Here is a 14763-nt window from a genome sequence, read left to right on the forward strand (position 1 = left end):
TGGCTTTTTTCTAATTATTTGACCTATTTACTATACTAGGCACCATAAAAAGACAAAAACTTAGAACTGTACATATGGAAAGGACAGTTTAACAAAAAAAAATCAATGTATCCTATTGTTCATTCTAAATAGCTTATACCTACCAGATAGACAAACGAAAAAAGCATTTTAGATAGATTTTTGAGGAAAAAACAACAAATAATACAATAATAGGGGTTGGATTTATTGAAATAACTGGAATTAGTAGCGAAAGAGGAGATTGAATCAGCAAAAAAACATAAAAAATAATCCAAAGGAGAAGGGAAATGATCCAAAAACAAATATATGGTCCAAACGAGGAGAAAAATGATCCAAACCACCCACAAACCAAGCAAAGACAAGGCACCCCGTGCCTTGTCTTCTACCCCTACAATCCTCACTCCCCAGCCATCAACTTTTTCCCTTCCTCTTTCTCTGGCAAATAAATCTGCTGACTAGGCAATGCGATTTCTATTCCGTGTTTCTCTAAAATATTTAATATTTGTAAATTCGTATCTTCCTTCACTTCTAAAAACTCTGACCAAACGGTAGTTTTCGAGAAGAAATAGATGAAGATTCCTAAATGGTAATCACGGAATTCCGTGAATCGCACCATGATGACATCTTTATGTACACCCTGGTGTGCATGAAGCATTTCTTCTATTTCTCTTAAAGCGACCCGTAATTTCTCATTTGGCGTGCGATAGGAGAGCGCCAATTCATAGCTGATTTGTCGCTTTGCCATTTTGGACCAGTTTGTGATCGCTTCATTGGACAGCTTTGAGTTAGGAACGGTCACAATCGAATCAGCAAATGTGCGAATTTGCGTACTGCGGAATGTGATATCCTCGACTGTACCTTCCACTGAAGGAGATTGAATCCAGTCCCCCTTGGAAAATGGCTTTTCCGTAATAATCACAACACCGCCGAAGAAGTTAGCAACAGTATCCTGTGCTGCTAAGGAGAAGGCAAGACCAGCAACCCCGAGACCAGCAACGAAGGCACCAATTTGAATATCCCAAATGTCCAATATGCTAACAGCAGTAAAGATAACGACAAGCATTCGGAATACCTTCCCTAAGAAAGGAATCAGCATGCTATCAGCATCTAGCTTTGTTCGCGACACCAGTCGTTCAAAAGGATTCGATTGATCGGAAAAATAATGAAAGATTCCCCAGCCGATTAATCCGATAATAAAGGACTTATATATCTGTTGCACAAAGTAGAAAGTAGTAATCGGAAATGGCAAATAAGTTAAAGCCAAGTAAGTTCCGATAATGACCCAGAACCAACGAAGTGGTTTTTCAAACGCTAATAATACTTTGGAAACCGTAGCTACTGGTAATTTCTTTACCATTCCTAACACTAACTTGAAAATATAGGTCGTAAATAGCTTTCTAAACCCTAAAAAAACAAGAAAGATTAGCAAGGCAATCCCAATATCCATCCAGTTAAACCGCTCAAAAGCAGCGATAAATCGCTCCCATTGCGACCATACTTGTAAATCATCCATCTAAATCACCTCGAAAAACATTATAGCATAGGAATGGGCAAACCCAAGCAACTCACTTATAAGAGTAAATAAAATGTAATATGACAAGCCTATCCATAGAAAAAAGGATCAGCATTCCTGCTAATCCTTGATTAAAGTTAAAATCTTTCAAAATACTCTTCGATGCCATCTGCAATTGCTTTTGCTAATTTATTCTGATAGCTGCTCGTTACAAGCTTTTTACGCTCAGCCGTATTATTAATAAATCCAAGCTCCAGTAAAGTAGCTGGTACTGCTGTTTCTTGTAAAACAGCAAGTGTTTCACCATCAATGCCACGATTAGTGGCATCTGTTGCGCTAATCATTTCATTCTGTATCAAATCCGCTAGCAATGTGCTTTTCATCACGCGGTTTGGATCATTATGCTTATCGCTATTGATGACAGAAGGGTATGCTGGATTATATTTGTAGTAATACGGTTCGATTCCAGACGCTGTAAACGAGCCAGCTCCAGTTGAATTATGATGGATGCTCACAAAGATGTCTGGATAAGCTCATCCTGCTTTTTTTGAACGGCCTAGTTAAAGAAAGATAGTATGAGACAGATAGACAATATGCCACGGTCTTTCAATAGCTTTTGCACTTTCTTCGCAACCGATAACCGATAAATTCAAGCCAGCTTCTGTATAGCCAACAGCCATTGCACCTGGGTCAGATTCATCATGTCCAGAATCTAAGAAAACAGATTTTTCCTTTTTAAATGCCTTTGTTTCACTCACAGACGAGCCACTACCTTTTGAAACAAGCATAATTTAAATGGCCACTAATCGCTTAGCCCATCCTTCAAATCCAACTTCCATTCCATTTTTCGCCCATCCAATCCTATGCATAAACACGGTAATGTTTCGCCGGATAGCCAGTAAGACTTATATGGATACCTTCAAGATACTTATGCAGAATATATCTGTATAACACTACTTATCTAGCATTATTCTGGTAGAAAAAAGCACTGTTTTTTGGTAATTATAAAAAATGGTATATACAGGAAGAAAGAACTAGTAATGTTGACATATTTGTCAAAAATAAAAAGAAATGAAACATATATTTAATTTTGCAACCAGTAGTCTCTATAACATAGTGCATAAAAATGGATGTACTTTAGTGAAAGGGGTTCTTTAGTAAATTTATAAAATTACATCTTCTTTGGTTAATAAATCCCTTATCACCATTGCTTTCAGAAAAAAATAATATTTTAATAACATAAAATCAATATATAATATAGAAGAAACTAGGAAGCGTTTACATATTGTCGGGATAATACGTAATAATAGAGATCAATAATAAAGAAAAAGAATAAAATAAAAAATCGTCTAAATTTCCTATCACAAATAAGTAGAAAAGATGTATAATGGACATAAGTTCTTTATAGAGAACAAAAAGTGCATATATAATCTTGTATTGAGTACAATAAATTAGGAGGGAAACAATTGGAAGGAATAAAATCGATTAAAGAGATTTTAGCTATTTTGAAAAAAAGATTATTGCTTATATTAATGGTATCCATTGGAGCTGGAATTGTAAGTGGCTTATATACTAATTACAAAATAACACCACTCTATCAAAGTAGCTCTCAGCTTTTGGTTAATAAAAATATCGAAAAGGTAGTCGATGTTAGTGAATTGGATGTTAGATCAAATATGGATTTGATAGATACATATATTGTTATTATAAGAAATCCAGTTATTTTGAATGATGTAGTGGAGAAACTTCAATTGCCAATAACAGGGGAACAATTAAGTAGCCAAATTCAAGTAGCTAAACAAGATTCCACACAAGTTTTAAATGTAACTACAACTGACACAGACCCAGAACGTGCTGCAGAAATTACAAACACTACAGTTAACACCTTTTTAGAAAAATTACCATCCTTAATGAAGGTAAATAACGTGCAAATAATGAATGAAGCCAAAGAAAATTCAAATCCAATTAGCCCGAATATGATGGTTAATGTAGGAATTGCAGTTGCTTTAGGAGCCATAATTGGAATAGGACTTGTGCTGTTATTTGCATTTTTGGATACGACAGTTAGATCGAAGGCGGATTTAGAGAAATTAAATATTAAAGTAGTAGGAACATTATCCACCATTTATGAAAGAGACAGAATACCACACTCTCTTATGCAATCACTAAAAGCGGAAAGGAGATCATTAAATGTCACCACTACCAAAACGGAATTCTAAACTAGATAATCCCAGTAATCTTTTATCACATCTGAAACCGAAATCACCTATTAGAGAACAATATCATGCCATCCGTGCAAGCATCCAGTTATCTATTAATGAAAATGAAATTAAATCCTTAGCAATTGTATCGGGAGAAGAAGCAGAAGGAAAATCAACTTTTGCGGCAAACTTAGCGATTGCTTTTGCAGAGGTGGGAAAAAAAGTGCTACTCGTAGATTCTAATTTACGTAACCCCACATTACATGCTTCATTTGAAGAAAACAATGATGTAGGATTAAGCACGATACTTGTTGATAAGCTTGAAATGGAAGACTGTGTCATAGAAACACCGATAGATCATCTTGAATTGCTAACTAGTGGACCTATACCGCCTAATCCATCTGAGCTCCTAGGCTCTTCCATGATGGAAAGATTAGTAGATAACCTATCCCAGCAGTACGATATGATTATTCTTGATACACCTGCTCTAGTAACCGTTGCAGATTCGTTATTGCTTTCTAATATATGCGATGGGGTATTAATGGTCGTAAGAAGCAGTAAAAATAATGTAGAAACAGTGGAATTTGCGAGGGATATGTTATCTAACTCCAAGGCATATTTTTTAGGAGCCGTATTAAATGATGAGAGAATAAATAAAAGGCAGAGGAAAAAAGTCAAGATAAATTAAAAGGAATGTACCATACTCTAGTTTAGAAAAAAGTTCCCTTTTAACCAAAAATAAAGTTTTAATAAAAAATATATTTTCAACGATTAAATATCTTGCTATAATAACCATTATTATATCGTTCTTTAAAAAGAACGATTGGTCCTTTTTGGTTTAAGGGAAAGGATGTATTCACTTGATTGATGTAAACTGTTTTATTTTCTCTCATATTCATAATGAAGAAAATTATCTAGAAAAGAACTTAAATATTGCAAAGAAGGCTTTTGAACAAGGGGTTCAGACAATTATTGCAACCTCATCCGTTACTGAAAATGAAGATAAATCGCTTGAAAGAAAGATTAATGTTCTAAAAGAAAGGATGAAAAAAGAAGAGATAAACCTGCAAATGATTGTTGAACCTCTTGTCACTATTGATCATACATATAGGAATAAAAGAAATCGAAATTCCAATCATATGGAAAATAGAAATCTATTTATTTATCTGTCATCCTATGAAATGCCTCTGCATCTAACCGAAACACTCTTTAACTATCAAATTAACGGTAACCGGATTATTCTATCAAGCCCAGAAACATATCCTTTCTTCCTCACTAATCCAGAGGAATTATATAGTTTAGCAAAGAAAGGGATATTAATCCAACTTTCAGCAGCCAGTATCGTAGGAAAGAATGGTTGGAGGGCAAAAAGATTAGCAACCGAGTTAATAAAAAGAAATATGGCACATTTTGTTGGAAGCAATGCACAAAGTGAACAAGGGCTACTTCTAGATAAAGCTTATAACTTAATAAATAAATATTATGGTAGAGAATACACGGAATATTTTCAGAAAAATGCGAAAACAATCACAGAATATAAAAATTGAATGCTGGTAGATAGTGTTATGGAGAAAGAAAATTACTTAGTAGGAAAAAATGAATATATATTTTTGATCATTTGTTCTTAATTAAGAATAAAATAGTTCTTTTAAATGAATTTTTTGGTGATGTCTCTTAACCAATATCAATAGAGGCACTCGGTCATGCTGTGGGTAGAATGGAACATTCAACCTTAGCGCTAGTCTGCGAAAGTGTGATGTGAGGAGAGGTTAAATGCCTCCAATTAAATGCTTAGCGAAGAAAAAAGAGAGTTATATTTTTCTTCGCTTTTGCTTTTAGGAAAGAGAAAAGCAAGAGAAGAAATAGGTTATATAGGTATTGAAGGAAAAAGTGTAACAATTGGTAGATAAAGCTCCCATAAAGTACATAATCGGGTTTAGATATAGTACAAAGCAGCTGGATGAACATTCTAGAAGCAAAAAAGGAGGTTATTCAATTGAATATAACGGTTGTTGGTACAGGATATGTAGGAATTGTTACAGGTGTAAGTCTATCAGCCATTGGCCATTCAGTAACTTGTTTAGATATTGATAAGGAAAAAATAGAGAAAATGAAGTTGGGTATCTCTCCTATTTACGAACCGGGACTAAGTGAATTAATGATAGAAAATATGGAAAGTAATCGCTTGTTTTTTACGACTAGCCAGTATGATGCTTTCATAAAAGCAGATCTTATCTATATTGCAGTAGGTACTCCAGAAAGGGAGGATGGTTCTGCTGACTTAACCTTTATTGAGGAAGTTGCATATTCAATCGCAGAGAATATAGTTAGGGATACTATTGTAGTAATCAAAAGTACGGTACCAGTTGGAACAAATAGAAGGGTGAAAGAAATAATCTTGCAGAATCTAGTGCATGATGTGCAAGTGGAAATGGTATCTAATCCTGAGTTTTTAAAAGAGGGAACGGCAATTTATGATTCCTTTCATGGTGATCGAATTGTCATAGGAACAGATAAGGAAGAAACAGCTAGGATGATGGAGAAAGTGAATGAACCCTTTGGAATCCCAGTTTATAAAACATCTATTGAAAGTGCAGAGATGATAAAGTATGCCTCCAATGCGTTTCTCGCAACAAAAATTAGCTTTATCAATGAAATATCTAATATTTGCGAAAGAGTACAGGCAAATATAGAAGAGGTAGCCGTAGGAATGGGATTAGATACAAGGATAGGACCTCAATTCCTAAAAGCAGGCATTGGCTATGGTGGTTCGTGCTTTCCAAAAGATACAAAGGCACTAATTCAAATTGCCGGTAATGTTCACTACGATTTTGAATTGTTAAAGGGTGTAGTGAATGTTAATAAGAAGCAACAGGGATTAATTTTGAATAAATTGAAACAAATTTATCCGAATTTAAGCGGAAAAAGAATTGGCGTATTGGGCTTAGCCTTTAAGCCGAACACCGACGATATGCGAGAGGCACCTTCTATACTAATAGTTAAAGATCTTGTAGATAATGGAGCAAAAGTTTACGCATATGATCCCATTGCAATCGAAAATGCCAAACGGTTTCTACCTCCTCAAGTAAACTATACATCTTCCACGAGTGAAGCCATCAAATCATCTGATGCAGTCCTTATCTTAACGGAATGGGATGACATCAAACTAATGGATCTCAGCTTATTTAACAAGATGAATAATCCGATAGTCATTGATGGTAGAAATTGCTTCTCGTTAGAGTTAATGAAGGAAAGTGACATCGAATATCACTCTGTAGGAAGACCGAGTATTAATGAAAAAGTAAGAGAAACTTTATAATTGTCGCAACCAGATTTGACTATTTTAGTAGCTCAGAAGAAGGCTGGTGAAGGTAGTTGTCGGTAGGAGAAAAAACGATAGCAAGAGAATTAAATGCAAGGACAGAAGAAGTACTGATAAATGAACAAAAAACCTATCTTATTTTAAAGCGAGTCCTCGACATACTATGTTCTTTAATGGGGCTAATTTTGCTTTCGATCTTATTTTTCCTTATTGGATTGTTAATAAAGCTTGAGGACAGACGTGGAGCTGTCTTTTTTAAACAGACGAGAATCGGAAAGGATGGAAAAGCCTTTCAAATGTATAAGTTCCGCTCTATGGTATCCAACGCAGAAGAGCTTAAAGCCTCTTTAATGGATAAAAATGAGGCAACAGGTCCTGTATTCAAGATCAAGGAAGATCCGAGAGTGACAAGAATCGGAAAATTTATCCGCAAAACTAGTATTGATGAACTTCCTCAATTAATTAATGTTTTAAAAGGAGAAATGAGTTTAGTTGGTCCAAGGCCATCACTTCCACAAGAGGTAGCAGCTTATACTCCGTATGAAAGACAGAGGCTAAAGATAGTTCCAGGAATCACCTGCTATTGGCAGGTTGGCGGGAGAAGCAATATTAGCTTTAATGAATGGGTAGAATTAGATCTTAAATATATAAGAGAAAGAAACCTACTAATTGATTTTAAATTGATAGTAAAGACATTTTTTGTCCTTTTTGGATCAAAGGACGCGTATTGATTCGAGGAGGCGAAGAAATGGAAACATCGGTAATTATACCGACCTATAAACGGACAGATGATTTGAAAAGATGTTTAGAAGGTTTGAGTCGACAGTTTCAAGTACCTGATGAAGTAATAGTTGTTGTTCGAGATATAGATGATAAAACAAGAAATTTTCTTGAAGAATATCAATCTACTACCCATATTACAACAGCAATAGTAAATAAACCAGGCCAAGTAGCCGCTTTAAACACAGGATTACAGAAGTCATCAGGAGAGTTTATTTGCATATTGGATGATGATACAGTACCGCATATTCACTGGCTTAAGAAGATAGTTGAAATATTTAAAAGCTCCGAACAAATTGGCGGAGTTGGCGGCCGCGACTGGGTAATTCAAGGCAACCATAAAGATGAGGGGAAGAAAGATCCAGTTGGAAAAGTACAATGGTTTGGTCGTGTAATTGGCAATCACCATCTAGGATATGGAGAGGCCCGGGATGTAGATGTATTAAAAGGAGCAAATATGAGCTATAGGCGAAAAGCGATAGAAGGACTACTTTTTGATGAAAGATTGTTAGGACAGGGAGCCCAAGTACATAATGATATGGCATTTAGTTTAAGTGTTAGAAAGCGGGGATGGAGGCTGGTTTATGATCCGGATGTAGGAGTCAATCACTATCCAGCTCCGCGTTTTGATCTTGATCAAAGGGGTGCTTTTAATAAGGAAGCTTATTTACAAGGAATATTTAATGAAACTTTAATTTTGTCAGAATATATGTCAAATCCCTTTCAAAAAAAGTTCTATATAATATGGTCTATATTGATTGGTACTTCAGACAAACCGGGCCTATTACAACTTATTCGGTTTTTGAATAAAAACCCAAAACCTATCTTTCAAAAATTCTCCGTAAATATTCACACACGATTAAGATTTCAAAAAAAACTAAAGACACTAGTAAGGAGTTAAGCTAGATGAAAAGGAAACTAGCGATTGTAGCCCATAATATAAATAATAGAGGCGGAATGGAAATACATCTTTCGGAAATGATTAAGCGACTAAGTAAGGATTATGAAATTACTGTTATCGCATCTGAATTAAGTGGGTCTTTCCTCGATGTTAAATTTATAAAAATTTCAGTTCCACAGAGACCTGTCTTTCTTAAAAGCGTATTTTTTGCAATTATGGCAAGTCTTGTTTTGTTTTTTAAAAAGTTTGATTTTGTTCATACTACTGGTGCCATTGTCTTTAACCGTGTTGATATGTCTACTATCCATTTTTGTCATCGAGCATACAGAAGTCTTGGACTAAATGATCGATTAAAACATACAAAGTCATTTGCCCATAAAATAAATTCATGGTTACAAGGGAATTTTGCTCTATGGATGGAAGGTATATGCTATCGGCCTAACCATATTCCACATCTAGTAGTTGTTTCTGAGCATGTGAAAAAAGAAGTTTTGGAGCATTTTTATTATAAAGAGAATGCTATAAGTATTATTTATAATGGGGTTGATGTTTCAACTTTTACACCTGCGACCGTTGAAGAAAAAATGCATTACAAGAATAATTTGGGAATTCCTGAAGATGCTTTAGTATTTGTATTTGTTGGCGGAGATTGGGCTAGAAAGGGATTAAGAATTCTATTAGAGGCTTTTCAACAATTATTATGGAGAAATACAGAACTTAAAGCAAAAGTTTTAGTAGTAGGAAAAGGGGACAAACAAGCAATATTGAAAGGTTTTCCTAAGAACGTTACAGATCATGTTATTTTTCATGGCTTCAAAGAGAATCCATCCGATCTATATAGATTGTCTGATATTTATGTTCTCCCTAGCTTATATGAAACGTTTAGTATTGCATCATTGGAAGCAGGTGCATGTGGCTTGCCAGTTATTATGACTTCTGTTGGTATTGCTAATGTAATTGCCGAAGATAATATTACAGGCTATACCGTAGATAGAAATAAAGAATCCGTTTTAGAAGCAATGGAGAAATTAGCATTAAATCCAGAACTAAGAGAGAAGATGTCATTTCAAGTTAGACTTCGAGCGTTAAATATTACTTGGGATGAAACCCATAAGTTATTTCAAAAGCAATATGAGAGTTTAATAGATGTGTCCTAAAAGTGAGGTTTGAATAGTGGCTACTTTTCTATATAGAAGAAGATTAATAGAGTTAGGAGTCCTTCTCCTTGCTCTTTTTGTTGTTGGCAGACTTTCAATAAGTACTGGAAATGTAAGAGTACTTATATTTGCCAGTTTATTTATATTTACACTAGCAATGGTAGCAGTCATTAGGGAACGAATTATTATCTTTTTAATTATCTATTTGGCTTTCATGGGCTTAATAAGAAGAGCGTTAATTCCTATTGCAAGTTGGAGTTCATTCGATCCCTTACTAATACTTGCACCAAGCATAACTGTAATCCTTGCTATCTCTTTATTTTGGGAATTGAAAAATCACCATAACCTAGGAGAAGAGAAACCAGACAAATTAATGGTTACTCTTTTTATTTTCGGATGTGTACAAATGTTCAATCCCTACTCAGGTAGTCCTATATCAGGTTTTGTAGCAGCGATGTATATAATCGTTCCCTGGCTATGGTATTTCATCGCATTCTACAAACTTAAGCAAAAGGATATCGGCGTGATTTTAAACATTGTTGAAGTAATTGGTACAATAATTGCACTTTATGGCATCTATCAAACATTCTTTGGGATTCTCCCATTTGAACAAATGTGGGTGGATTTGACAGGGTATGCAGCATTGTATCTGGCTGCGGATACTGTAAGAGCAATTGGAACATTTCCGAGTGCACAGGAATTTGTCTTTTTTACAATGATTACTTTTATGATTGGATTTACAAAGTTGACATATAAAAAAAATCTATTATTACATCTACCTGTAGTGCTGATTACCCTATTATCTATCTTCTTCGCTAGTTCCAGAACGATTATTTTTTTTATAGCAATCGCTATTTTTATGGTCTTGATTTTAACGAAGAAAACACTAATAAGAAAAATTACTACAGGAATCATAAGTATTATAGTTTTTTATATGATCTGGATGGGCTTACCCAATTTAAACCCTGCGTGGTTCGGAGTCGCAGAACCAGCTGTTTCTCATATGATTGAAGGTTTAGTAGACCCATTGTCAGAGGATCAAACCGGTTTAGGGCATATTGAGCGGTTTGTTGATGGGATGAAATCTATTTTTACTAATCCTGTTGGACATGGAATTGCTTCTGTTACAAAGGCGGCTGATAAATCAGCAACAACGGAAGCCATGTCTACTGAGATTGACATATCTAATATGATCGTAGCGATGGGAGTAGGCGGCATTATCTATATAGCAGTTGTTTTTACTACTATTTATAAATCTATTTATCTCATAAACAAGAAGAAAAATTTAGAATATATAATATCATTAGCAATTTTCCTTGGAGGATTTGGAGCATGGATAAATGGGGGGTTCTATACAGCCACTATCATAACATGGCTCTTAGTGGGTTGGATTCATAAACAATATAGTATTTATCGAGGTGAAGATAATGCATTTAGTAGTTATTAGTCATGCTTGTGTAACAGATATAAATCAACAAATATATGCTGAAATTGAAAAGATGGGACATCAAGTTGACTTAATTGTACCCAGTAATTTTATTGCACCAGGCCTAGCTGATAGGCCAATATCAGTGAAAAGATGGCCGCAATTTGGCGGGAGAATTCTGGAAGTTCCTATTTACTTCAATAAAAGTATTCCGCTTCACTTTTATAAAAAAAGATTTAAGCAATTCTTTGAAAATAATAATCCAGATGCTGTATATGTTGCAGAAGAGCCGTATTCCCTTAGTTGTTTTCAAGTTTTAAAAAGTGCTTTGCCCTACACTAAAGCAATCGGTTTTTATTCTGCACAAAATATAAAAAAAAATTATCCATTCCTATTTCGAAGGATGGAGAAATATGTATATAAACATTCTTCTCTTGCCGTTAGCATTAGTGAAGATGTAACAACTGTATTAAGAGAAAAAGGGTTCCAAAATAAGATCTGTGAAGTCCCATTGGGTGTAGATGAAGAATATTTTATCGTTTCTCCAGAGTTAAGAGTAGAGGCAAGGAGGAAAGTGAACATTCCTTCTAATGCTTTTGTAGTAGGATTTGCTGGACGTATTGTAAAGGAGAAGGGCGTTGATCTATTGATTAAGGCATATAGCTCCGTTTATAAAAGGAAGGATAATATGTACTTATTAATTGTAGGAAGAGGACCATTATTAGAAGAAATGAAACAACTAGCAATAGAATTGGGAGTGAGTGAAAGGGTTAAATTTATAAGTAGTGCAATCCATTCGGAAATGCCAAAATGGTTTAATTGCATGGATGTTCATGTACTTCCCTCCATTACGATGCCTAATTGGAGAGAACAATTTGGTAGAGTTTTAATTGAAGCAGCAGCATGTGGTGTCCCTTCTATTGGTAGCTCGAGTGGGGAGATTCCAAATGTAATGGATAAGCTTGGAATGAAAAGTATATTCCAAGAAGGAGAAATTAGTCAGCTTACAAATGAAATAATAAAAGCCAGTGAGGATAAAAACGATAATAATACTATTCGAACATTTACTATTGAAAAATATGGGAATAAAGGTGTTGCAGCTCAATTAATTAATGCGTTTGAAGCGATTATTTGAAGGGGGAAATGCTATGAAGTTATTGATAATTTCTTCTGTGGGTGAACTCGGTGGTGGTGCAGAATCAATGCTTTATGAACTAGTCTTTAGCATTAAAGAGGAAATTGAGCTGGAAGTACTATTTATGAAAGACGGGAAATTAAAGGAAGCTGTAGAAAATTTGAACATTAGGACACATTATTTAGAAATACCTAGGATGAAAAATGGGGTAGGTGTGGTAATCTGGATGACAAAATATAATCAATTATTAAAAAAAATAAACCCCACTTTCGTATTAAACTGGATGCCTAAAGCCCATCTATTTACTGCACTCCCTAATTACTTTGCAAAAAAGCCAACCTATTGGTGGCAGCATGGAGTTCCCAATCCGCCCAATTTTTTTGATAAAATCACACCAAAATTACCGGCAAAGAAAATTGGCAGTTCTTCCACCATTGCGAAGTTAGCACAAGAAAAACTAACGGATAAACCAGTTTTCTGCACTTTTCCAGGATCAGATATAGCAAAACATGCACCGGATGTGAAAAGTAGAGAGGCAATTAGAGAAAAGTATGGGATCGATGAAGAGACAATAGTTCTAGGTAATATTGGAAGGATACAAGGTTGGAAGAGACAAGATATTTTAATAGAAACTTTAGAGTTATTGATTAAGCAAAACAAAAAGGTAAAGCTATTGATGGTAGGGGGAAATCTATATAATCTCGACAATGAATATGAAAGAAAGATAAATCAGTTGATCATAGAAAAAGGATTGAGTGAGTATATTATCATGACAGGCAATCAATTAAATGTAGCACCTTTTTATGACGCAATGGATATATATGTACATACAGCTAAGGGAGAACCTTTTGGAATAGTGATGGTAGAGGCAATGTTGCATGCGAAGCCCGTTGTTGCTATCAAATCCCCAGGTTCAATTGAAATCGTAAAGGAGAAGGAAACAGGATTATTGGTTAATTCAGACTCTCCTGACATGGTAACAAACAAGATAGAAGCTTTAATCGAAAAAGAGGATTTTCATAGTATGGGTTTAAAGGGTAGGGAAAGAGCGATTAGTCTATTTTCCAATAAACAAATGGGACAAAAGATACTTACGGAAATAATGCCGTATAAGGAAGCTAATTATTATAAAAAGGTAGTGTTCTAAATGACCAAAAGATTATTTATATCTGTAGATTTCCCACCTGAGAATGGTGGAATCCAAAACTATGTATATGGACTTGTTTCTCATCTTGATCCTATGAAAACAGTTGTTTTAACTTCTAATAGATTACGAGAGGATGTCTATCAAGAATTTGATAAGAAACAACCTTACCAGACATATCGCATCGGAATCTCTAACAAGGTGTCCATGGTCAAACAAATATTGCAGCTATTTGTTTTGTTTTTCTCAATTTGGTCCATTAAAAGAAAGCATAAAATAGAGGAACTTCATTTTGGCAATATAATGCCAATTGGAATGGTTGGTCCGTATGCAAGGAAATGGTTAAAGGTAAAGTTTTATCCATATATTCATGGTTTGGATTTTCTTGAGTCTAAGACCAATCCATTAAAGTATAAATTATTAAATTATACTTTAAAGCATGCTACAAAGATAATATGTAATAGCAATTATACGAAAAATATGTTGAGGAAATCAGGTATCGATGAAAGGAAATTAATTGTCATTCATCCAGGGATCCATGCCAATGTTGAATCTAAAAAGTTACATAAAGAAGCAGCAATAACGAAGTATCAACTTCAGGATAAATTTGTTTTGTTAACAGTTGGACGCCTTGTGAAGCGCAAAGGACATGATAAAGTCTTGGAAGCTTTAAAGGAGCTTGTTAAAGATAATCCGAATATTAAATATATTATTTGTGGTAAGGGGCCAGAGCGGGAAAAACTAGAAGCACAGACAAAGAGATTACAATTAGATAAATTTGTGGTCTTTACAGGAGATATAGACCAGAACGAATTGGAAGCACTGTATGAGGCTGCTGATCTGTTTATTATGTTGAACAGAGAACTGAAAGAGCAAGGGGATGTTGAAGGATATGGCATCGTTTTTTTAGAAGCAGGCATGCATAAATTACCGGTCATAGGAGGGAACAATGGGGGAGTGCCAGATGCGGTAGTGAATGGAACAACTGGTTACCTAGTAAACTCCACAGATATTCAAGAGGTCATAAAGACTATTCAGGTATTGCAGCAAGATAAGCAACTAATAAAAGAAATAGGTATAAATGGATATGAATGGGTTAATAGCAATTGTTTATGGTCGAGTAGAGTAAAGCTCTTAGACACCTTAGAAGCATAAAGGGAAGGATG

Annotated in this window: 14 protein-coding genes; 11 read left to right on the top strand and 3 right to left on the bottom strand. The window is 34.9% G+C overall.

Going from position 1 to position 14763, the window contains the following annotated elements:
- Positions 1-415: 415 nt before the first annotated feature.
- The 3 genes from ADJ83_RS08985 to ADJ83_RS08995 all read right to left on the bottom strand — a co-directional run bounded on the left by ADJ83_RS08985 (position 416) and on the right by ADJ83_RS08995 (position 2289).
- On the bottom strand, positions 416-1531 hold the full coding sequence (locus tag ADJ83_RS08985) for a mechanosensitive ion channel family protein (protein ID WP_048717551.1): 1116 nt from the start codon (positions 1529-1531) through the stop codon (positions 416-418).
- Between the two features lie 137 nt (positions 1532-1668).
- Positions 1669-2046 (bottom strand): N-acetylmuramoyl-L-alanine amidase family protein, encoded by a 378-nt coding sequence (locus ADJ83_RS08990; protein ID WP_048717553.1) that lies wholly within the window; start codon positions 2044-2046, stop codon positions 1669-1671.
- A gap of 45 nt (positions 2047-2091) precedes the next feature.
- On the bottom strand, positions 2092-2289 hold the full coding sequence (locus tag ADJ83_RS08995) for a hypothetical protein (RefSeq protein ID WP_152910807.1): 198 nt from the start codon (positions 2287-2289) through the stop codon (positions 2092-2094).
- A 708-nt stretch (positions 2290-2997) separates the two neighbouring features.
- Between ADJ83_RS08995 and ADJ83_RS09000 the strand changes: the two genes are divergently transcribed.
- From ADJ83_RS09000 to ADJ83_RS09050, 11 genes are all read left to right on the top strand, one after another.
- On the top strand, positions 2998-3750 hold the full coding sequence (locus ADJ83_RS09000; protein ID WP_031536178.1) for a YveK family protein: 753 nt from the start codon (positions 2998-3000) through the stop codon (positions 3748-3750).
- Positions 3722-4420 (top strand): CpsD/CapB family tyrosine-protein kinase, encoded by a 699-nt coding sequence (locus ADJ83_RS09005; protein ID WP_035416114.1) that lies wholly within the window; start codon positions 3722-3724, stop codon positions 4418-4420. Before ADJ83_RS09000 ends, ADJ83_RS09005 begins: the two co-directional genes overlap by 29 nt.
- Positions 4421-4592: 172 nt before the next feature.
- Positions 4593-5279 carry a CpsB/CapC family capsule biosynthesis tyrosine phosphatase gene (locus tag ADJ83_RS09010; RefSeq protein ID WP_031536180.1) on the top strand — a complete coding sequence of 229 codons (687 nt, stop codon included), beginning with the start codon at positions 4593-4595 and terminating at the stop codon, positions 5277-5279.
- Positions 5280-5728: 449 nt separating this feature from the next.
- Entirely contained in the window at positions 5729-7051 is a 1323-nt protein-coding gene (locus ADJ83_RS09015; protein WP_048717557.1) for a UDP-glucose dehydrogenase family protein, read from the top strand.
- Positions 7052-7128: 77 nt separating this feature from the next.
- Positions 7129-7785 carry a sugar transferase gene (locus ADJ83_RS09020; protein ID WP_048717673.1) on the top strand — a complete coding sequence of 219 codons (657 nt, stop codon included), beginning with the start codon at positions 7129-7131 and terminating at the stop codon, positions 7783-7785.
- A gap of 17 nt (positions 7786-7802) precedes the next feature.
- A complete protein-coding gene (locus tag ADJ83_RS09025) occupies positions 7803-8735 on the top strand; it encodes a glycosyltransferase family 2 protein (protein ID WP_048717559.1) in 933 nt (310 codons plus the stop codon).
- A gap of 5 nt (positions 8736-8740) precedes the next feature.
- Positions 8741-9892, top strand: coding sequence for a glycosyltransferase family 4 protein (locus tag ADJ83_RS09030; protein ID WP_048717562.1), 1152 nt, complete (start codon positions 8741-8743; stop codon positions 9890-9892).
- A gap of 16 nt (positions 9893-9908) precedes the next feature.
- Complete coding sequence (locus ADJ83_RS09035; RefSeq protein ID WP_048717564.1) at positions 9909-11339, top strand: hypothetical protein; 1431 nt, start codon at positions 9909-9911, stop codon at positions 11337-11339.
- Entirely contained in the window at positions 11320-12453 is a 1134-nt protein-coding gene (locus ADJ83_RS09040; RefSeq protein ID WP_048717566.1) for a glycosyltransferase, read from the top strand. The genes ADJ83_RS09035 and ADJ83_RS09040 overlap by 20 nt, the downstream gene beginning before the upstream one ends.
- A 13-nt stretch (positions 12454-12466) precedes the next feature.
- Positions 12467-13600, top strand: coding sequence for a glycosyltransferase (locus tag ADJ83_RS09045; protein ID WP_048717568.1), 1134 nt, complete (start codon positions 12467-12469; stop codon positions 13598-13600).
- Positions 13601-14752, top strand: coding sequence for a glycosyltransferase family 4 protein (locus ADJ83_RS09050; RefSeq protein ID WP_048717570.1), 1152 nt, complete (start codon positions 13601-13603; stop codon positions 14750-14752).
- Positions 14753-14763: the final 11 nt, after the last annotated feature.

Source organism: Bacillus sp. 522_BSPC, from assembly GCF_001076885.1.
Taxonomy (GTDB): Bacteria; Bacillota; Bacilli; order Bacillales; family Cytobacillaceae; genus Niallia; species Niallia hominis.

Bases quoted from the DNA above. Each gene is read 5' to 3' on its own strand.
- ADJ83_RS09030 (WP_048717562.1), top strand. From the start codon at position 8,741: ATGAAAAGGAAACTAGCGATTGTAGCCCATAATATAAATAATAGAGGC.
- ADJ83_RS09050 (WP_048717570.1), top strand. From the start codon at position 13,601: ATGACCAAAAGATTATTTATATCTGTAGATTTCCCACCTGAGAATGGT.
- ADJ83_RS09045 (WP_048717568.1), top strand. From the start codon at position 12,467: ATGAAGTTATTGATAATTTCTTCTGTGGGTGAACTCGGTGGTGGTGCA.
- ADJ83_RS09040 (WP_048717566.1), top strand. From the start codon at position 11,320: ATGCATTTAGTAGTTATTAGTCATGCTTGTGTAACAGATATAAATCAA.
- ADJ83_RS09025 (WP_048717559.1), top strand. From the start codon at position 7,803: ATGGAAACATCGGTAATTATACCGACCTATAAACGGACAGATGATTTG.
- ADJ83_RS08985 (WP_048717551.1), bottom strand. From the start codon at position 1,531: ATGGATGATTTACAAGTATGGTCGCAATGGGAGCGATTTATCGCTGCT.
- ADJ83_RS09005 (WP_035416114.1), top strand. From the start codon at position 3,722: ATGTCACCACTACCAAAACGGAATTCTAAACTAGATAATCCCAGTAAT.